Below are 18754 nucleotides of genomic sequence, written 5' to 3' on the forward strand. Positions count from 1 at the left end.
AGGAATAATGAATGATGGCGTTTTTTAGATGTTGGCCGTTGGTTATCGTTTTACTTGCTGGGTGCGCAGGTCGTCAGGAGTTTACTCCTCCCGAACCCGATGGCGAAAAATACGCCCCTCCAACTTTGGATTATTCTCTGCCGGAGGCGGAAAGTGGGAGCCTTTATCGTCACAAATATACCATGACTCTGTTTCAGGATAGGAGAGCTTACCGTGTGGGCGATATGTTGACGGTGATGCTCGCTGAAGTGACGGAATCAAGTAAGAAAGCCGATACAAAATATGGAAAGAACTCCAGTGTTGGGTTTTCTGCCCCTAGCCTCGGTGGCAATACCATCAGTGAGTTGGCTGCGAGTGTGGATGCAAAGCGAGGGTTTGATGGCAGTGCATCCAGTTCACAGGGAAATAAACTTGAAGGATCAATTACCGTCACGGTGCATGAAGTCCTGCCCAATGGTGTATTGCGCATCAATGGCGAGAAGTGGATTCGTCTCAACCAGGGCGATGAATTCATTCGTCTCACTGGCATTGTTAGGGTTGATGATATCAGCCGAAACAATCAAGTCCCATCATCTCGAATCGGAGATGCCAGAATTACGTATTCCGGTCGTGGCGCTTTATCAGACAGTAATGCCGCAGGATGGCTGACTCAATTCTTTAACAGTCCTTGGATGCCGTTTTAATGAAACAAAAAATGAAGATGTATTATACCGCGTTGCTGCTCGCGTCTCTTGCGGCGGTCACTTACCCTGCTCGTGCTGAAGTGGCGATTCCTGTGATGGATTTGGTCGACGTACAGGGTATCCGAGAAAACCAGTTGGTGGGCTATGGCTTAGTGGTTGGTCTCGATGGTCAGGGTGACCGGAATCAAGTCAAATTTACCGCCCAGTCGGTCACCAATATGTTGCGTCAATTTGGGGTCCAGATTGACGACAATATCAACCCTAAGCTTCGTAATGTTGCCTCTGTGAGTGTAACAGCGACGGTCGAACCTATGGCGGGTAAAGGGCAAACATTGAATGTTGTGGTGTCTTCTATTGGTGATGCAAAGAGTCTAAGAGGCGGTACTTTACTCTTGACGCCATTGCGCGGTATTGATGGAGAAGTGTATGCCGTTGCGCAGGGAAATGTTGTCGTTGGCGGCGTATCAGCGGAAGGGAAAAGCGGCTCAAAAGTGGTCATCAATACGCCGACGTCAGGACGAATCCCGGGAGGAGCGATGCTTGAACGGGAAGTTCCGAGTGATTTCTCAGAGCTAGAGCACGTTGTTTTAAACCTTCGCAAACCAAGCTTTACGACCGCAAAAAATATTGCCCGTGAAATCAATAATATTTTCGGCCCTAAAGTCGCGATCGCAAAAAACAACGTTCGTATTGACGTCAAGGCACCAAAAGACAGTCAGCAGCGGGTAGTGATGATGTCGATGTTAGAAGACATTAGTGTCCTCGAAGGGCGCAAGCCAGCACGTATTGTATTTAACTCCCGAACCGGCACGGTCGTCATTGGTCAAAGTGTTAAGGTGAGTGAGGCGGCAGTGAGTCATGGCAATCTTACGGTGACGATTGCAGAGTCTCAGCAGGTGAGTCAACCGAATGCGTTGTCGTCTGGCGAAACGAAAGTGACAGACCAGTCACTGCTCGATGTTACCGAAGAGCAAGCGCAAATGGTGATCTGGCCTCCTGGCACTGAGCTCAATACTATTGTGAATGCGGTGAACAGTCTTGGAGCCACGCCGACGGACTTGATGTCGATCTTACAAGCATTGCATGAGGCTGGAGCCCTCAATGCAGAGCTGGTTGTGATATAGGAGAATAAAATGAAATTAGACGGCCTTAATGAGCACTCACAAATGAATCAAGTGCTCTATCACGACAACCGTGCGTTAGTAAATATAAAGAATAATTCAGAGTCAGGGCAGGCGTTGGAAGCGGTGGCGGGTCAGTTTGAAGCCATGTTTTTGCAGATGGTGTTACGTCAGATGCGCACCAGTAGTGATGTTCTTGCAGATAAAGACAGTCCGTTTTCTAGCCAGCAGCAAGGCGTTTTCCGCGACATGTACGATGGCCAATTAGCGATTGAAATGGCCAAAAAACAGCATTCAGGGATCTCAGATATGTTGATTCGTCAACTTAGCCCCTCAATGTCAGAAGTCGAGTTTGACCGTCACTCATTGGCTGTCTCAGCCAATGATGGTGACCGCGGCTTGAGAGGGGTATCACAGCCTGAATATGAGGACACCTTGAATCAGACTGGATTATTTCATACCAAAGAGGAGACGGTCGCCTCTGTAAAACAAATGCTGGGAGAAGTCAGTGCAACCACTGCTTTTGCACAGCCTTTGATTCGAAAAATGGAGCTGTAAATGAATCTTGTTAATATTGCCTTGTCAGGGCTCAATTCGAACCGTGTGGCGCTGGATGTCACAGCCCAGAACGTCTCTAATATCAACACTCCTGGGTACAGTCGTCAACAGGCACTCATGGTCTCTGTAGGGGGCGCGAAATATGACAATCTCAGCGCAGGCTCAGGGGTTGAAGTGTCGAGTATTCGCCGAGTCACCGATGACTTTCTGACGAAGCAAACGTGGTCGACAAACAGTCTGTCTGCGTATGCGACTCGATATACCACCAGTATGGGGCTATTGGAAAATACCCTAGGCGCCGATGGGTTCAGTTTGTCTGCAGGACTGGACACCCTGTTTTCTTCACTTAACGACGCCACAGTAAAACCAGAGTCGGTGCCCTATCGTCAACAGATCATTAATGAGTCTGAAGCGCTGGCGCGTCGATTTAACACATTGACAGAATCGCTTCATCATCAACACAAAGACATGAATGATCAGCGCACCGCTGCGATTGCTCATGCCAACAGTCTGATGGGGAATATTGCCGATATCAACAAGCAAGTGGTTGAGATGGCAGGAACGGGCGGCAACCCAGCCCAATTGCTTGATACGCGAGATGCTTTAATTGGAGAGCTATCGAAAGTGGTCGCGATAAAAACTACCGATCAAGCGGACGGAAGTCTTCAGGTGACCTTGTCATCGGGGCAGCCATTGGTGATGGGCGGTGATGCTGGAAAACTAAAAGCGCTCCCTGACCCCACTGACCCTTATATGGCGGAATTGGTGGTCGAATTCGGCAAGCAACAGTTTTCAGCCACAGGTGTGGCGGGCGGTCAGATTGGCGCGTTAAATGATTACCAAATAGAGGTACTGAAACCTTATCGCAATGCCATTGACGACATGGCAAAGTCAGTCGCGGATGAATTCAACACCTTATTGGCAACGGGGACTGACTTAAATGGTAACCCCGGAAGCGCTATGTTTAGTTATGATCCGGCTAACCCAGCAGCCAGCTTGACCATCACGGATCTTCAGCCGGCCCAGCTCGCTCTGTCCGCGGATGGTAACCCAGGCAATGCAGATGTACTGGATAAACTGATAGCGGTCAGCAATAAAACATTTTCAATCAGTGGCTTTGGTTCTGTCACTCTTAATGATGCCTTCTCGGCGATGGTTGGAGAAACCGCCATCAAAGCCCGTCAAGCGAGCGCAGACTATCAGGCAAAATTGTCGATGAATGATCAGGCTGTGAAAGCTCGAGACAATGTCAGTGCCGTCAACAGTGATGAAGAAGCGGCGAACCTGATGACGTTTGCCAATGTCCACAATGCCAACATGAAAGTGATCAGTACGGCTAATCAGTTGTTTGATGCTGTGCTGCAAATATTTTAAAAGTAGGGAACTCAGATGCGAATTAGTGATACGCAATTCAGCCATATGATGCTGCAAAGCCTGCAAAAAAACAGTGCAGGTTTAGGCAAGGTGATGCAACAGATGTCAACCAGCGATCGCCTGACAAAATTGTCCGATGATCCCATGGCTTCTGTACAGTTGCTTAACTTGGAGCGTGAAGGTTCAGCGATCCACCAATACAAGTCAAATATCGCCAATGTAAAGACTGCCTTATCGAGTCAGGAAGTCCATCTTGATTCTGTTAATGAAAGCCTCAAAAACATGAATGAATTAGTGCTTTGGGGAGCTAACGGAACACTGGGCGACGTTGAACGTGTCGGCCTTGTGACTGAGCTGGAAAGCTTACGGTCCTCCGTTGCGTCGTCGTTTAATGCGCAAGATGAAGAAGGTCGTTTCTTGTTCTCTGGTACGAAAACAGACACCCCTGCGTTATCCGATGCGACAGGTACTTATGTGATTGAGGGCAATAATGATAAGCGTATGGTGACCGTTGCTAAAGGCGTCACTATGGAGTCGAATATGACCGCACAGGAGATCTTGGACGTAGGTGGAAACAACGTCCTCAACGAGCTTGACGCGTTGATTGCTGAATTTAAATCACCGACACCTGCATTTCGAGCGACCGTAGAATCGACGTTAAGCACGATAGAATCAACATCAAGCTCCGTTCTGGCGGCATTAACTGAGTTGGGTGGGCGTCACAATAATCTTGATATGATGGCCAGCGCGCACAGTGAAAATAAGTTATTTGTCGACAAAGTGACCAACGATCTCTCCGCGTTGGATTATGGGGAGGCGTCGGTTAGGTTGAATAACTATATGGCTGCGTTACAGGCGACACAAGCAAGCTACGTCAAGATCAACGATCTCAACCTTTTTGATCGTATTTAATAAGCAGGATAATCAATATGGTAATGAGCACGGTTGAGGTTCGTCCGCATAATGTCAGATTAACAGGACATGATAAATCCTCTATCACTCCACAGCGATCTTCCGATCCCGATACTGGCCTTGGCCAGTATCGTTCGGTAGCAAAAACGTCAACACCAGCAACGTATTCGTTGTCTGGTGTTTTGCTTACTCAGGGGCAGCAAAATGCGACCTCAGTGCAGATAGGCACAAAATCACTGCAAGTCATTGGCGGGGAATTGGTCAAGATAAAGCAGGGGCTGACCCGCGCAATGAACGCAGGGAAAAACCAGCATCCGAGTTTGAAAGAAGGGCTCTCCAGCGCCAAAATCAACATTGAACGTACGCTTGAATCGGCGCAGTTTGAAGGCAAAAAGGTCTTGGACAATCAACTCCGGCTTAAGCTTGATCAAGCGGACATACGTCGATTTTCAATTTCGGGTCTCAATGTTGAACGTTTGAAGGATAAAGCGGAACAAATCCGGTTGGATTTTCCCCAAGGCCAATCGGTTATGATTCAATTTGATGGGCAATCTGACGGCAAAAAAACAGTAAAAATGTTGGACAGGAACCTGATCCCGCTTGGCCTAAGAGCCTCGTTGTCTGAAGACGGCACTATTGTGTTTGAATCCTCTGAAAAAGCCTATTTGCAAATGCAGAAAAAAGTCATGGTGACTGGTGAAGGTCATCGTTTTCCTGCAGGTCAATCCAATGCAATGACGCTTAAACCAGAACCTGAAGGTATTTCTGAACTGAGTTTTGACCTAGGTTCACGTGATGGTATTAAGAAAACGATCGCCACCGTGAATCAGCACTTAAGACAAGTACAAAGTGGTTTAGAGCAGGCAAAAGGGATTGGTTCACAGTTAAACGCGCAGATGCGAATAATTCATAGCCAAACATCGTTGATATCCGCCAGTCAAGTGGGCGATAAATTAAAAGCTCTTGACGAGAGTGAACATCAATTCTCGTCGGTTTTTCAAGCGCTTAATGCACAGGCCAATGTTCGGCGTCATTCGGTGGTCGCCTTGCTTAGGTAGGAGAACATTCTCTGCTCAGGAGCGATTTTCGCTCTTTTTGCTCTTCAGGTTTCTGGAGAGCATTTTTTTTACCTGTATTGTGTGAGACTTGAGCTCACACTAAAAAGAAGAAATAGAGAAAGCAGACAAAGGCAAGTAAGGTTGCCGATAGGGTGGGGTAAATGATGTACGCGTCTCTTTTATCAGTCCTTTGAAAACAAAGGGAGGTCATCAGTACATTGTAAATAAGCAGCAAAGTACTGATGGCTGTACCTCCGTTTAGAGTCAGATTGTAAAGTTGACTTAAGAATAACGAAAGCAACATATAGTCAATGATGATCAGCCATAAGAAAGCTTTCTGTAACACATCTTTTTTGGCACTTTGGCCTGAATGTTGAAACATGGGCGTCTTTAAAATTGAGCCATCAGATGTGGGTTACACACCTGACGGCGAGTGAAAGTTGAAAAGGATTAGAGAGATTGCGTTGTCATGGACAAAGGCGTAGCTTGAACCGGTTCAGAATAACCAATGACATCCTGACGGATGACAGGTTGGTTGAACTCGGCTTTAAGCCGTGCCTTTTGTAACTCACTATCCTGCTGAGTGCCGAAAAAGGTTTCCAATACCTTGGCGGCTGGTGTGGTTAACACAAACAGTTCAATACGCCGGTTTTCGCTGGATGCAGGTTCGGTGTTGTTGAGTAGCGCACGATCTGACATTCCAGTTACTTGTAACACACGATTTGCAGGCATGCCGCCTGCAACCAGCGTATATCTGGCAGCATTGGCACGAGACGCAGAAAGTTCCCAGTTTGAATGCCGTTCAAGTCGACCTTTATACGGAATCGCATCGGTGTGACCACTGATAATCAGCGGATTGTCCACCCCTTTGAACACAGGCGCTAATGCAAGGAGAAGATCTTCAAAGAAAGGGGTCAACTCCGAGCCGCCACGGCCAAACATATGTTGCTTATAGTCATCTTGTAATACGATTCTTAGCCCTTGCGGCGTAACGTCAATATTGACGTTTCCTTGAGCGCTAGACTGCCTAACCGCTTCCTTAATGACTTTCGCCAGTGCCGCCAGCCTTTCTTGCGTATCGAACTTTCCAGGGATCAAAGCATCCGTTTCCGGGCCGTCACCATCCCCTTGAAAAAATGAACTGACCACGTGAGTCGAATCATGCTTACTGGGTACGGACGAGTTCGACGCCAGATCGATAGGAGAGATACTCTGAGCTGAGTCAAAGGGATTGCCATAGCTTTTATCAAACACGCTGGCACTTTGGAGGTGAGCGACGATGGCTTTGCGCTCTTCTCTATTGACCACTTGCATGACCCAAAGCACCAGAAACAATGCCATAAGCGCGATCATGAAATCAGCAAAGGCTACTTTCCACGCACCGCCATGGTAGTCATCGTTCTGAACCACTTTGGTTCGTTTGAATACGACTTGCTCTTGTCTTTGCATCATATCTCCTGCTCTGAGAGCCATTTCTCCATTTGATTAAATGTCGGTTTGATGTCGAGTTGGATGTGCTTACGGCCAGCATCAATCGCGAGCAACGTTGGCTTTTTAGCAACGTAGGCGACTAAAGTTGCCCTAATACATTCAAATGCAGTCATGTTACGCTTAACGCGTTGCGCCATTGCGTTGCTTAAAGGGTCGAGGCAACAGTAACAACCAAAGATACCAATAAAGGTGCCGACTAAAGCTGCCGCGACGTGGTAACCCACCATGGCAATAGATCCATCGATCGCTTGCATCGTTATAATGATACCGCCAACGGCGGCAAGGATGCCGAACCCAGGAAGCGCTTCAGCGGTGCGCTGCATTGAACGAGAAGGCAGTAGCATTTCGGTTTGAATAGCTTCTATTTCTTGTTCTAACAACCCCTCTAACTCGTGGGGAGACATTTGTCCCATGGCCATTAAACGTAAATTATCGGTAATGAAGGAAATGAGTCGATAGTCACTGCCAACATTTGGATAGGCCAAGAAGATAGAGCTTTGCTCCGGCGCTTCAATGTGAGAATCCAAGAACTTAAAGCCTCGACTTCTCGCGGTTTCAAGCAGGTGATTGAGCAGCGCCATCAGCTCCATATAGTATTCATATTCCTCGTGCGGGGCAGACATGGTCGCACGCACTTGTTGGCGCATCTCTTTGAGGACTTGCGGAGGGTTACCAATAATCAAGGAACCGGCAGCGGCACCAATAATAATTAGAAATTCAGCGGGTTGCCAAATCGCGCCCAGCTTGCCGCCGGCCCACATGTATCCACCAAAGACACACAGTAGGACGGTGATGGCTCCAAAAAACTTTTGCATTTGTGACTCCTAGGAGGATAAATAGTGATTAAGTTGCACCAGTGCTTGCTTATGGAGCTGACAAATCCTAGGAGGTGTCAGGTTTAGCACCAGTGCGATTTCATGAAGGTTGAGTTCGTGTTGATAAAACAAGGTCAAGAGGAGTTGATCTCTTTTTGTCAGCTTCTCTAGGGCGACTTCAAGACTGCGGCGTGTTTGCTCGTGTTCCATTCCGTCGTAGCTTGTTTCATGATAGGTTTCTATGCCACTTTCAATCAGTTGGTCGAGGCTTTGTAATTCTCCGGCCAACGCGGCATTTTGCCGTGAGAGAAAATCTTGCTCATCGGTGCCTAACGCTTGGATTATTTCTGTATCTGTTGGTTGCCGCCCGAGAGTTTTCATCAAATCGCGAGTAATATCATTGAGTTCGTGAGCTTGTTGGCGGGTTTTACGTGAGCGCCAGTCTAGCCTTCTTAACTCATCAAGGATCGAACCTCGGATCCTGCATACCGCAAAGGCAGGGAAGTTTGGATCATCAATATTACCGTAGCGACGCCCGGCCTCAAGCAAACCAATCAACCCAATTTGCTGCATATCATCGATGCTGCAGTGTGATGTAGCATGGACTCTAAGCTGGTTCACGATTCGTTTCACCAGAATCTGATGTTTCTCAAGAAGCCGGTTTTCATCGATGGGGATAGAGGGTGAACGAACGTCGCCTTCTATGCTGTATTCATCCTGAAAATTCATATCCAACATGGTCGCTTCCTTTATTGAACGACGTACTTGGTTAATAAGACATCATCGATCTCTCTGAGAATGTCGGTTTTTTCAAAGGCCAGTAATACGGTTTGCTTGACCTGATTTTGCACCAGTTCAACAGCGCCTTCCTGACGTAGATCGTCGTAGGTTTTGTCGCTGAACAATTGCAATAATGCATTCCGAACCACAGGCATGTAGTCATCAATGTGTTTAATGCGCTCTGGGCGACGAGTTTCTATCGCCACTTCGAGCATCACGAAATGGGTCTGGCGCTTTCCTTTCACGCTAAGCACAATTTTGTCTAGCGAATGGAAGCTTGGCGTCGGTGTTTGAGAGCGTTCTTCGGTCAGAAAAGACAGAGGGGAGCCGGAAAAAACCGAAGGTTCTGAGGCATTACTGGGTTGTTTTAGTACCCAAATACCTCCGATCACTGTTGTTGCTGAAACCAGTGCACTGGTGATGATCATCGCGGCGAAAAGAGCGATCATTTGTTGTTTAGTCATAACCTTTTTCCTAATTACGCTTGAGTACTGAGCCAATGCTCAGAGGGTGGAGCTGAGTGGTCGGCTGCCATTAATTCACGTGAGTCCAAAATGGTTCCTTGTGCCTCATGAGACTGCGGCATGGACTCGGATTGTTTGTCCCCAGAACCGACATTGACATCAACGTGCACAAAGTTTTGTTCTTGCAATTCGGCACGAAGTCGTTCAGACACTTGCATTAACGCTTCACGGGTCGCTGTTGCATTGGCGTTGAGCTGGACGCTGAGGCGATCGCCTTCTACTCGGACAAGGAGATCAAGTTTGCCGAGCTCTGGAGGATCAAGACGAATTTTGGCTTCTTGTACATGTTGTTGAGCCTGAAAGGAGACTCTGTCATGAAGCACTTGCATCATCTGTTCTCCCCACTTTCCAGCCTGAGTATCAACTTTCACTGCGGCCCATTCAGTCCCGTGTGTTGGCGCGGTGGCCAGCGTTGGGGGCTGGTTCTGTGGTGGTGCTGACTGCCCATTTGTGGACAGGGTTTGCAGGACACTCTGTAGGGATGGTGTCTGAATGGACGAAGTTTCGGCCACCAGTGAGCTGGACAACTTGCTGGCTGTGCTGGCCGTCGCTAAGACTGGCGTTTTCACTTCGTTTATTGACATCGACAGCCTTGATGACTCGTTCTGGGCCGAGGCTGAACGCAGTGGATTGAATTGCGTGTTGGTGAATAACTCTCCCTGCATTGGCGCGGTGTTCTGCCGCGCACTGTTGTTGAGATCGAAGAGTAGCTTGTTTGCTTGCGATGCTAAACTGGTGTCGGCGGCTAGGGCACTGACTATGGCGCCATCAGTCTCGCTGTGCTCTGAGCTTGTCTGCGCACTGTCCTGAGTCTCAAGGTGACGAAGACTTTTTGGCGGCGCGAGCGTAAATCCACCCAGCGGTTTTTCTGAGTGGTCCAATGTACGAGCCTGAAAAATCTTGCTATCGGAATCACCTTGCCGTGAAGCGGATGGGTTAGGTGTCGCCTGAAGTGATGCTGAATTCATCGTCTAATACTCCAACGTCATGGCGAGTTGATAGGCTTTCGCTCTTTCATGTTGTGCATCCACGACATTGATCTCCGTTTCCAGCTGACTGATGGCTTTATCCAAAGCGTCAAATGCGCGTTTATGTGTCGCTTTTACTTCGGCGATGGCGGTTGCCAGCCTAGGATCGTCGAGATAAGGCTTATGACCTTGCAACAGTTCTCTCAATTGCAGATCGTAGCGTTTCAGTCCCTGCCAATCTTGCGTCTTTTCTGCTGTTTGGATAAGACTTGAGAGATGGCGGAACCGCTCCGGGGAGACTTTATGCATGTTGACCAAAACTCACCCACCCTTCTCGAATGTTGTTCATGACCTGTTCTACGCTGGTCAGTTTATCTAGGTTGTTATGTACGCTAGCTTGGTACAATTCCATCTGACAAAAATCATAGAGCTGGTGGAGGTTGGTTGCGACTTCCCCCCCGTTTTCCAGATCCAGTGCACTGTCAAGCCCGACCACAATGTTCATGCATTTATTGATGCCTATTCCTTTCTCGGCCAGTCGCTCTGACACAATATGGCCGCGAACTCTCTCGATTTCGTTGAGCAGACCATCGATGAGCATAACCACCAATTGATGCGGGTTCGCCGAGGCAGCCTGAGCGTCAAGGTCGACCTGTTGATAAGAGTGATAGCCTGAATCCATTAACATAAAACGTCTCCTAGTGTTCTTTAGCCAAATAACGACATGGTTTGGTTCATTTGGCGCATAAGTGTGTTCATTTGAGTAAATTGCTTGAGATAGCGGTCATAGGCCATATCGTATTTTCGATTGAGTACGACTTGTTTATCATTAATTCGATCAATATTTTGCTGGAGTGAATCCTTGCGAGATTTGAATAAGCCTGACGAAAACTGCAAATAAGGCTCAACCGCTTTATCAACAGTGTCGAGAAGGTTGCCATCGCCATTGAACATGGCTTCGAGGTTGCTACTGTTGTTCAACTGGGCTTGTTCAAATTTCTCTGAATCCAATTTCATTTTACCGTCGCGACCAATCTCCAGACCGACCTGACTGAGACGCAATCCGGCAAACTCTCCGCGTACGACGGATTTGACCTGATTCTCAATGGAACGAAGGGTAGGGTCACTGGCAAGCACTGGGCGAGTGTCGCTCTCACTATCGACTTTTGAATATTGGTTAATGGTGGACATTAATTTGTTGTAAGCATCAATGAACTTATTGACTTGCTCTTTGGTCGATGTCTTATCTGCACCGACGTCCATCGTTAAAGGAGACGCGTCGCTTTCCTGAGCCTGAGTGACGGTGATGTCAACACCTTTGATGGCATTGCTAAACGTATTACTATGGCCAGTCAGTTTTAATCCGGTGTCTTTTGCACCCAGCCAAGCGATTGCATCTTGTGCTGGCGTGATTTGTTTTAGGGTAGAGAAAGCATTTTCAAACCAAGCTTCGCCAGTCCCAGAAGCCGTCACGGAGAATTTATTGATTTCACCGGTTTTTTCGCTGGAGAGCATAAAGTGAGTTTGCCCATCAGAGCGAACCATAGTGGCATTAACGCCTGGGTTATCTTCATGGTTATTGATGGCAGAGGTCAGATCAGCCATGGTGGTTTTTCCATCGCCATCCGAGTCCAAGGTTGCGAGATCCAGTTCCAAGACGTTCCCGTCGACGTCGAATTTCAATGTGCCTGAAGAGGGAATCTCTGTTGTCGCGTCCATGGTGTTTGGCATACCAGCGGATACTTGATAGGCCGTGGCAATTTGCTCAACGAAAATCTGATAGCTTCCGGTTAAGGCTTTAGAATTCGCCGTCGCACTGAAGTAGCCATCACTGGACACGGAGGCCGTATTTTTTATGATGCCCGATGTACTGTTGTTCATTTCCGTCACTGTGGTGCGGAATTCACGCAAAGCGGACTCTGTTTTACCCAGCGCATTAAGTTGAGACTGATACTGAGAGGCTTGTGTCGTGTAGCGTTGCCTAAACGACTGAACATCATAAGTCGCCAGTTGTTTTGCCATCGTAGATGGGTCAATTGAACTCATAAGAGAACTCCCTGCTTGTCTGTGGGTAGCCAGTGGCACCACGCATCATTGTCAGAATGTAATAGAGGATTAGCAAAATAAGTGCCACTGATATAGCTGTTTATTATCAATGACTTATTTTAAATTTATCGACATTGCGGAAGTGTCGTTTCCTGATGATAGGTTCCGCCATTTCCTGATAGCAACGCCGCATTTCCTACTCATTAAAGGCGACCAAAGCGGAGTGTTAATTAAATAAAAAAACCTCCACAAGGGAGGTTTTGAAGGGGAATAAATAGAACTTTTGCGCGAATTAACGTAGCAAAGACATTGCCATGCTAGGCATTTGGTTAGTCTGTGCAAGAACCGTTGTCCCAGCTTGCATTAGCATCTGGTTCTTCGTCATGTTTGAAGACTCAACAGCAAAATCAGCATCAGTGATACGACCCTTCGCCGCTGCAGTGTTTTCTGACACGTTGGCTAGGTTGTTGATGGTGTGCTCAAGACGGTTAATGTTTGCACCTAGTGATGAACGTGCTGTGTTGATCGTGTCAAACAGAGTATCTACCGTAGTGATCGCTGTAGATGCTTTGCCTTGATCCGTAATTACATCGATAGTAGCTGCATCGAACTTAATGAGGCCAAGTTGCCCAGAGATATCAACTTCCAGTTTCTCTGCTGCTGAAGCACCAATTTGGAAAGTCACAGCACCTGCTAATTTTCCGTCTGCTGCTTCGCCCATGAGTAGTTTTTGGCCAGCGCCGTAAGACGTCTGTGTCATGATACGCTCAGCTTCTTTACCTAACTCTAGGTATTCCGCATTTAGAGCGTCGCGTTCTGTTTGACCGTTGGTGTCATTGGCAGACTGTGTTGCAAGGTCTTTCATGCGGTACGCAATGTTAGTTAACTCTTCTAATGCGCCGTCTGCAGTTTGCAGCATTGAGATTGCATCTTGAGAGTTGCGCATCGCAACAGACATGCCACGCGTTTGAGCTTCAAGTTTGTTTGCGATAGTGAGGCCCGCTGCATCGTCAGATGCAGAGTTGATACGCAAACCAGTACTTAGACGCTCCATCGCCGTTGTTAGCAGATCATTGTTGCTGCCTAGTGTATTTTGCGTCACAAGTGATGCGTAGTTAGTGTGCATTGATAAAGCCATCGTTATCTCCTTCGTTTATCTCTATACTTTGGTTTTTGTTTCAGGATTTCCCTGGTCACTAACTAGAGGCGGACGCTGAAGCTCGAAGATTAATTGAAAACGTTAAAAAATTAGAATAATTAATGATTTCAATGATTTTTAGTGATGATCGTTCCATTTTTTTTAGTGCTGGCGGCGTTCAAGACGCCGCCAGTACAGGTCTAGATGGCGAGGTTCTTGAACGACAGCGATGTGGGGATATCACTAAAATAGCCAAAATAGTAACTCGCACCCAATAATTTATATTGGTTGAGTTCTTTTTGGCTGGCGACACGGCTCGCCACCCATTTCAGTTTATGCTTCTTTAAATAGCGAACGATGGGTAAAAAGGCGTTACGATCGTGTTTGGTGTCTAAAGAGACCGCCAGTTTGAGCATTGAAGGCTTAAATTGAGTAAGGGATTCAAGCAAAGCGCAAGGCGGTGAGACTTCGAACCACAGTGCATACGCAAAATTGTCAATTCGTTCAATTAGCTCTACGACTGCCGGGTTAAAACCAAGCTGCTCGCTGAGCTGCAGCGCGGGGATCACGTGCGCTAAAGCCAGTTTGTGGCCTTGGATGATTTGTTTAAAGAACGCGTGTCCAGGTCCCCATATCAAAGCCTCAACCTGAACAGGGACAACCACGTTGCTGATTAAATCAGGGTGGAAGGTGTCTAGCTGAAAGCCGGTTTGGTGCAGCGCAAGGGACAAACTGTATAGGTCTAGGCAGTACTTGACGTTTGGTGACAGATCAAATTGATCAACGCTTTGTTCATCATCATTGCCAAAACGCAGCGTTAAATGCTGGAATTCTATTTCGCCCGAGTCCGTTTGACGAATAGCCTGACAAGCATGACGAATGTCATTGTGAGTCAGTGCTTCGTAGACGACATGGTCGTCATCTTTTTCAAGATGCTCTTGCATGAGTGTCACGATATGGCCATATAAGGCTTGCTGAGAGTTGAGATTAGCCAAGGTTTCCTACCACGTTGATTTGTTTAGTTTCTGGTATTTCGTTATAGGACAGTACCGCTAGTCCTTGTGCAAAAGTGCGAGCATAACGAGCGATTAAGGGGCGAAGCTGAGGCATCACTAAAAGAATAGGCGCGAGTCCTTGCTGCTTAAGTTGCTGCTTAATTAAGGGTAAGTTTTGCTGGAATTGCCCCAGAATATTAGGCTCAACGGGAAAGCTGTCTAGCATGACATTGCCACTGGCTTGCGCTTGTTGCAATGACGTCAATAACATCTGCTCCAATTGGTCCGATAACGCGTAGACGTTAAGTTCCACTTGTTGTCCTGCGATGAGGTTGACCAGTGTTCGTCGTAATGCGCAGCGCACATCCGCGGCTAGCAAGATGGGTTCTTTGGTATTTTCTGACGATTCCAACATCGTATTGGCAATGGTACGTATATCTTGCAGGGGAACTTGATCCAACAGTAATTGACGGTAAACCTTCAGTTGTTGAGCAGGATTGAGGGCGGCGCTCAGTGCTTCGGCCAGTTTAGGGGCCTGTTGCGTCAAGCGTTGCATCATGGCTTCCACGTCATCGTGATTAAACAGCTCCGATAAATGGGTTTTGATGACTTTGCTGATATGAGTGGCAATCACTGTTGCGTCATCAACGACCTGATAGCCCATATTGAGCGCTTTGGCTTTATCGGTATGCTCTATCCAGACAGCGGGCAGTTGATAAGCGGGATCACTGCCAAGAATCCCATCGATTTCTCCGTAGGTTTCGCCAACGGCAATGGCCATTAAACGCTCAGGCTCGATAACGCCTTGTTCAATGATTTCTCCGTTAAGGGAAATCGTATATTGATTGGGTTTAAGGGTGAGGTTGTCACGAATACGAACCTCGGGTAAAAGGAAACCAACTTGTTCAGACAAATTTCTACGCACGCCACGAATCCGCTGACTCAGTGGCGCGCCTTGCTCTTGATTGACCAAGTGCACAAGACGATAACCCAATGCCAAAGACAGGGTATGGACCTGAGGAATATCATGCCATTCTAATGGTGTATCTTCCTGCTGCATGGCCCGACTCAGGACCTCGACGTTTTCTATCTGAGTGTCATGCAAGGGGCTTTTATGTTGACGCCAACCTGCAAAAGCAAGGGCAGCGGCGAAAGCAAAGAAAGCGAGATGCGGCATGCCAGGAACGATACCGATGATCGCCATGACGACGGCGACCGTGTACAGTGTTGTCGGCGAGGCGAGCAACTGTTTGTGCATGGTTTCAGACATGCCGTTGTCACTGTCATTGATGCGAGTGACGATAATAGCAGCTGCCGTGGCCAACAAGAGTGATGGGATCTGAGCGACCAGACCGTCACCAATGGTCAGTAATGCGTATGTTTTAAACGCTTCGGCAGCGGGTAAGCCGTGCTCGAAGACGCCAATGCTAATACCGCCTGTGATGTTAATGAAAAGAATCAATAGACCCGCAATCGCATCACCGCGCACAAACTTTGAGGCGCCGTCCATCGAGCCGTGAAAGTCCGCTTCATTGGCGACTTCACGTCGTCGCTGGCGAGCGGCTTCTTGATCGATCAGACCCGCATTTAGGTCGGCATCAATCGCCATTTGTTTACCAGGAAGAGCATCGAGGGTAAAGCGCGCTGATACTTCTGAAATACGTTCTCCACCCTTGGTAATAACGACAAAGTTGATGATCATCAGGATGACGAAAATCACCATACCCACCACGTAGTTACCGCCAATCACGACTTCACCAAAAGCCTGTATGACTTTACCTGCCGAATCCCCGCCATTATGCCCTTCTAGTAGGACAACGCGAGTGGACGCGACGTTGAGCGTTAAGCGAAGCAAGGTGGCCACCAACAGGATCGTTGGAAAAATAGAAAAGTCGAGCGGTCGCTTTGCCGTGGTGCTGACTAAAAGAACCAAAATAGCCAGGACAATATTGAAGGTGAATAACGCATCTAGCAGTAGCGGTGGCAGAGGCAAAATCACCATTGCCAGTACCATCAACAAGACCAGTGGTATGCCAATAGAGCCTTTGGTGGCAGTTTGTAATATTTTTAACCGGTTGAGCATAGATTCATGTCCTTGATGAATTCGGATTATCAGTGTTGTAAGTGCTTTGGAATGGCGAAGTGAGGCAGAGCAATAGGTTTCTCACCATAGCCAGTACGAAAGGCCTTAAGTTGCATCACATAAGTCAGAATATGCGCCACCGCAATGTAGAGTTGGCTGGGGACCGACTGCTCGATAGCGGTGGTATGATAAATGGCACGAGTAAGTGGTGGAGAAGTGATGATTTCCACGTTATTTTCACGGGCGATGCGTTGAATATGCATTGCAGTTTCATCGACGCCTTTGGCCACCACGAAAGGAGCATCAGATACCGATGAATCGTATTTTACCGCGACGGCATAATGAGTCGGGTTGGTAATGATGACATCCGCCGTCGGTACCATTTTTTCGATCTTTCGCCGAGCGAATTGTTGCTGGATCTGGCGAATTCTCTGCTTTACTTCAGGGCTGCCTTCGTTATTTTTGTACTCTTCCTTCAGTTCCTGTTTGGTCATCTTAAGTTCTTTCATATGTTCCCAGCGTTGGTAGGGAATATCGAGCACGCCAAACAACAGCAACACAAACCCCATCATCAGTAAGCCATCAAACAAAATCATCATCACATTGACGACCCCTTGCTCTAAGGACAGCCTTTGCATCCCCAATAAGGGTTGAAGGTGGTTATTAAGGTAAGCGTAAAGAACGGAAAATATCACCGCGACTTTGAGTGTGGACTTGAGTAACTCAACCAGAGAGCGAGTGGAAAAGATGCGCTTAATCCCGTTAAGGGGATTCAGCTTACTCAGTTTTGGAAACGCGCTTTCAGGACGAAACAACCAGCCTCCTAACACCATAGTACTGGCGAGGGTGACAACAATAATGACGACAAACATGGGTATCAGTAAATAGATGATGGTCCCAAGACTGTGTCCCAATTGTTCAATCATTTGCATGGGGTTGGCAAGATCCTCTTTATTTAGGGTCATGTTATAGCGAAACACGCCGGAAAGAGCCGCCCAAATCGCGCCTATTTGACTGTAAAAGTACACAGCAACGGCGAGAAAAATTGTGGCAGTGGTAAACTCCTTAGCCCTAGGAATTTGACCTTCCTTGCGGGTTTTTTTTATTTTCTGAGGAGACGCTTTCTCGGTTTTATCTTGTGATGACTGTTCGCTCACATGCCCCCCGAAATATAACGTTGAAGAAAACCCAACATATCATTGACCAAAATCGTGTAACGGCTAGGCACGCCGGAAACCGAAATCAGGACACTAAACAAACCGAGTAGCATGGTCATGGGAAAACCAAGGGCGTAGACATTCAGTGAGGGAGCCGCTCGGTTCATAACCCCAAAGCTGATATTGGCAAGCAACATCGACACAATAGCAGGTAATGCCAAAGCAAGCGCTGAAGCAAACATCCAACTGAAGAGGTTAACGATACCCTGAAGGGAGGCGGAAGTGAGCCCAGAACCGACAGGCCAAATAACAAAGCTTTGTATCAAAACGTCAATGATCACTAAGTGGCCTTCTAACGAGAGAAATAACAAGGTACAGAATATGAGGAATATTCGACCAAGTATCGCCACTGACATCCCATTGACCGGATCATTCATCATCGCCATACCAAGCCCCATCTGCATTGAAACAATTTGGCCGAGTGTGGTGAAAATGGAAAACAGCAGATGCAAAATCAGGCCGAAGAACAGCCCCCAGACCGCTTGCTCAAAGGCAAGGAACAAGGATGTCATTGAAAACAGTTCTACCGCTGGCATGGCGGGCATGAGTGGTGCAGATACCACCACAATGGATAAGGCGAGTAGCGTCCTTATCCATACCGGAATAATGGAATCACCAAAGAAAGGCATAGAAAGAAAGACGGCACCAATACGAAAAAAAGGCCACCAGAGCTGCCCGAGAATTCGAGAAAGGTCGGCAAATGATATCTCCATTACCCAATCATTCCAGGTATGTTATGAAAAAGGTAATCGAACAAGTCCATGATCTTACGTAACATCCAGTGCCCTGCGAATATGACCATCAACAAAGTGACGAGTAATCGAGGTAAAAAACTTAAGGTCTGCTCGTTAATCTGAGTCGCGGCTTGAAAAATCGCAATGCCTAGGCCGACAATCAGCCCAGGAACCACGAGGACCGCAACCATAGTGATGATCAACCAAACGGCGTTCGAAAAGAGTGTCACGGTCATTTCTGGTGTCATGGTTCCTCC

At 47.5% G+C, this 18754-nt stretch carries 21 protein-coding genes; 6 read left to right on the plus strand and 15 right to left on the minus strand.

Annotation, left to right across the window (positions count from 1 at the left end; all coding sequences use genetic code 11):
• Window positions 1-11 precede the first annotated feature (11 nt).
• The 6 genes from flgH to HLM86_RS06120 are packed head-to-tail and all read left to right on the plus strand — an operon-like array spanning window position 12 to window position 5706.
• On the plus strand, window positions 12-683 hold the full coding sequence (flgH, locus tag HLM86_RS06095; protein ID WP_076587476.1) for a flagellar basal body L-ring protein FlgH: 672 nt from the start codon (window positions 12-14) through the stop codon (window positions 681-683).
• A 17-nt stretch (window positions 684-700) separates the two neighbouring features.
• Entirely contained in the window at window positions 701-1807 is a 1107-nt protein-coding gene (locus HLM86_RS06100) for a flagellar basal body P-ring protein FlgI (protein ID WP_245798171.1), read from the plus strand.
• Between the two features lie 9 nt (window positions 1808-1816).
• Complete coding sequence (locus HLM86_RS06105) at window positions 1817-2362, plus strand: rod-binding protein (protein ID WP_170882408.1); 546 nt, start codon at window positions 1817-1819, stop codon at window positions 2360-2362.
• A complete protein-coding gene (gene flgK, locus HLM86_RS06110) occupies window positions 2363-3736 on the plus strand; it encodes a flagellar hook-associated protein FlgK (RefSeq protein ID WP_076587470.1) in 1374 nt (457 codons plus the stop codon).
• Between the two features lie 15 nt (window positions 3737-3751).
• On the plus strand, window positions 3752-4648 hold the full coding sequence (gene flgL / locus HLM86_RS06115; RefSeq protein ID WP_076587468.1) for a flagellar hook-associated protein FlgL: 897 nt from the start codon (window positions 3752-3754) through the stop codon (window positions 4646-4648).
• A 17-nt stretch (window positions 4649-4665) separates the two neighbouring features.
• Window positions 4666-5706: a flagellin gene (locus HLM86_RS06120; RefSeq protein WP_076587466.1), complete on the plus strand. Its 1041-nt coding sequence runs from the start codon at window positions 4666-4668 to the stop codon at window positions 5704-5706.
• A 94-nt stretch (window positions 5707-5800) separates the two neighbouring features.
• Here HLM86_RS06120 and HLM86_RS20170 read toward each other — a convergent pair whose 3' ends face one another.
• The 15 genes from HLM86_RS20170 to fliQ form a co-directional block, all read right to left on the minus strand.
• Complete coding sequence (locus HLM86_RS20170) at window positions 5801-6088, minus strand: hypothetical protein (RefSeq protein WP_076587464.1); 288 nt, start codon at window positions 6086-6088, stop codon at window positions 5801-5803.
• Window positions 6089-6156: 68 nt separating this feature from the next.
• Window positions 6157-7155, minus strand: coding sequence for a flagellar motor protein MotB (locus HLM86_RS06125; RefSeq protein ID WP_076587463.1), 999 nt, complete (start codon window positions 7153-7155; stop codon window positions 6157-6159).
• Window positions 7155-8012, minus strand: a complete 858-nt coding sequence (motA, locus tag HLM86_RS06130) for a flagellar motor stator protein MotA (RefSeq protein WP_076587461.1) — start codon at window positions 8010-8012, stop codon at window positions 7155-7157. The genes HLM86_RS06125 and motA overlap by 1 nt, the downstream gene beginning before the upstream one ends.
• Window positions 8013-8021: 9 nt before the next feature.
• Window positions 8022-8750, minus strand: a complete 729-nt coding sequence (locus HLM86_RS06135; RefSeq protein ID WP_170882409.1) for a FliA/WhiG family RNA polymerase sigma factor — start codon at window positions 8748-8750, stop codon at window positions 8022-8024.
• 11 nt (window positions 8751-8761) lie between these two features.
• Window positions 8762-9256 carry a flagellar basal body-associated FliL family protein gene (locus HLM86_RS06140; protein WP_076587457.1) on the minus strand — a complete coding sequence of 165 codons (495 nt, stop codon included), beginning with the start codon at window positions 9254-9256 and terminating at the stop codon, window positions 8762-8764.
• Window positions 9257-9270: 14 nt separating this feature from the next.
• A complete protein-coding gene (locus HLM86_RS20175) occupies window positions 9271-10284 on the minus strand; it encodes a flagellar hook-length control protein FliK (protein WP_254868763.1) in 1014 nt (337 codons plus the stop codon).
• Window positions 10285-10287: 3 nt separating this feature from the next.
• Entirely contained in the window at window positions 10288-10602 is a 315-nt protein-coding gene (locus tag HLM86_RS06150) for a LafD (protein ID WP_076587453.1), read from the minus strand.
• Window positions 10586-10972: a flagellar export chaperone FliS gene (gene fliS, locus HLM86_RS06155; protein ID WP_076587451.1), complete on the minus strand. Its 387-nt coding sequence runs from the start codon at window positions 10970-10972 to the stop codon at window positions 10586-10588. Before fliS ends, HLM86_RS06150 begins: the two co-directional genes overlap by 17 nt.
• Before the next feature lie 20 nt (window positions 10973-10992).
• The gene (fliD, locus tag HLM86_RS06160; RefSeq protein WP_076587449.1) at window positions 10993-12330 is read right to left on the minus strand and encodes a flagellar filament capping protein FliD; all 1338 of its coding nucleotides are present in this window, start codon (window positions 12328-12330) and stop codon (window positions 10993-10995) included.
• 292 nt (window positions 12331-12622) lie between these two features.
• On the minus strand, window positions 12623-13468 hold the full coding sequence (gene lafA, locus HLM86_RS06165; RefSeq protein WP_076587447.1) for a lateral flagellin LafA: 846 nt from the start codon (window positions 13466-13468) through the stop codon (window positions 12623-12625).
• Between the two features lie 200 nt (window positions 13469-13668).
• On the minus strand, window positions 13669-14463 hold the full coding sequence (locus tag HLM86_RS06170; protein ID WP_076587445.1) for a diguanylate phosphodiesterase: 795 nt from the start codon (window positions 14461-14463) through the stop codon (window positions 13669-13671).
• Window positions 14456-16546, minus strand: a complete 2091-nt coding sequence (gene flhA, locus HLM86_RS06175) for a flagellar biosynthesis protein FlhA (protein WP_076587443.1) — start codon at window positions 16544-16546, stop codon at window positions 14456-14458. The genes HLM86_RS06170 and flhA overlap by 8 nt, the downstream gene beginning before the upstream one ends.
• Window positions 16547-16575: 29 nt before the next feature.
• Window positions 16576-17703, minus strand: coding sequence for a flagellar biosynthesis protein FlhB (gene flhB / locus HLM86_RS06180; protein ID WP_170882410.1), 1128 nt, complete (start codon window positions 17701-17703; stop codon window positions 16576-16578).
• Window positions 17700-18476 carry a flagellar biosynthetic protein FliR gene (fliR, locus tag HLM86_RS06185; RefSeq protein WP_170882411.1) on the minus strand — a complete coding sequence of 259 codons (777 nt, stop codon included), beginning with the start codon at window positions 18474-18476 and terminating at the stop codon, window positions 17700-17702. The genes flhB and fliR overlap by 4 nt, the downstream gene beginning before the upstream one ends.
• Window positions 18476-18745, minus strand: coding sequence for a flagellar biosynthesis protein FliQ (fliQ, locus tag HLM86_RS06190; protein WP_076587437.1), 270 nt, complete (start codon window positions 18743-18745; stop codon window positions 18476-18478). Before fliQ ends, fliR begins: the two co-directional genes overlap by 1 nt.
• Window positions 18746-18754: the final 9 nt, after the last annotated feature.

This window comes from Vibrio ostreicida (genome assembly GCF_013074385.2).
GTDB classification, from domain to species: domain Bacteria; phylum Pseudomonadota; class Gammaproteobacteria; order Enterobacterales; family Vibrionaceae; genus Vibrio; species Vibrio ostreicida.

Excerpts from the sequence above, each read along its gene's own strand:
- flgH (WP_076587476.1), top strand. The coding sequence starts at position 12 with ATGATGGCGTTTTTTAGATGTTGGCCGTTGGTTATCGTTTTACTTGCT.
- HLM86_RS06100 (WP_245798171.1), top strand. The coding sequence starts at position 701 with ATGTATTATACCGCGTTGCTGCTCGCGTCTCTTGCGGCGGTCACTTAC.
- HLM86_RS06105 (WP_170882408.1), top strand. The coding sequence starts at position 1,817 with ATGAAATTAGACGGCCTTAATGAGCACTCACAAATGAATCAAGTGCTC.
- flgK (WP_076587470.1), top strand. The coding sequence starts at position 2,363 with ATGAATCTTGTTAATATTGCCTTGTCAGGGCTCAATTCGAACCGTGTG.
- flgL (WP_076587468.1), top strand. The coding sequence starts at position 3,752 with ATGCGAATTAGTGATACGCAATTCAGCCATATGATGCTGCAAAGCCTG.
- HLM86_RS06120 (WP_076587466.1), top strand. The coding sequence starts at position 4,666 with ATGGTAATGAGCACGGTTGAGGTTCGTCCGCATAATGTCAGATTAACA.
- HLM86_RS20170 (WP_076587464.1), bottom strand. The coding sequence starts at position 6,088 with ATGTTTCAACATTCAGGCCAAAGTGCCAAAAAAGATGTGTTACAGAAA.
- HLM86_RS06125 (WP_076587463.1), bottom strand. The coding sequence starts at position 7,155 with ATGCAAAGACAAGAGCAAGTCGTATTCAAACGAACCAAAGTGGTTCAG.
- motA (WP_076587461.1), bottom strand. The coding sequence starts at position 8,012 with ATGCAAAAGTTTTTTGGAGCCATCACCGTCCTACTGTGTGTCTTTGGT.
- HLM86_RS06135 (WP_170882409.1), bottom strand. The coding sequence starts at position 8,750 with ATGTTGGATATGAATTTTCAGGATGAATACAGCATAGAAGGCGACGTT.
- HLM86_RS06140 (WP_076587457.1), bottom strand. The coding sequence starts at position 9,256 with ATGACTAAACAACAAATGATCGCTCTTTTCGCCGCGATGATCATCACC.
- HLM86_RS20175 (WP_254868763.1), bottom strand. The coding sequence starts at position 10,284 with ATGAATTCAGCATCACTTCAGGCGACACCTAACCCATCCGCTTCACGG.
- fliS (WP_076587451.1), bottom strand. The coding sequence starts at position 10,972 with ATGTTAATGGATTCAGGCTATCACTCTTATCAACAGGTCGACCTTGAC.
- fliD (WP_076587449.1), bottom strand. The coding sequence starts at position 12,330 with ATGAGTTCAATTGACCCATCTACGATGGCAAAACAACTGGCGACTTAT.
- lafA (WP_076587447.1), bottom strand. The coding sequence starts at position 13,468 with ATGGCTTTATCAATGCACACTAACTACGCATCACTTGTGACGCAAAAT.
- flhA (WP_076587443.1), bottom strand. The coding sequence starts at position 16,546 with ATGCTCAACCGGTTAAAAATATTACAAACTGCCACCAAAGGCTCTATT.
- fliR (WP_170882411.1), bottom strand. The coding sequence starts at position 18,476 with ATGGAGATATCATTTGCCGACCTTTCTCGAATTCTCGGGCAGCTCTGG.
- fliQ (WP_076587437.1), bottom strand. The coding sequence starts at position 18,745 with ATGACACCAGAAATGACCGTGACACTCTTTTCGAACGCCGTTTGGTTG.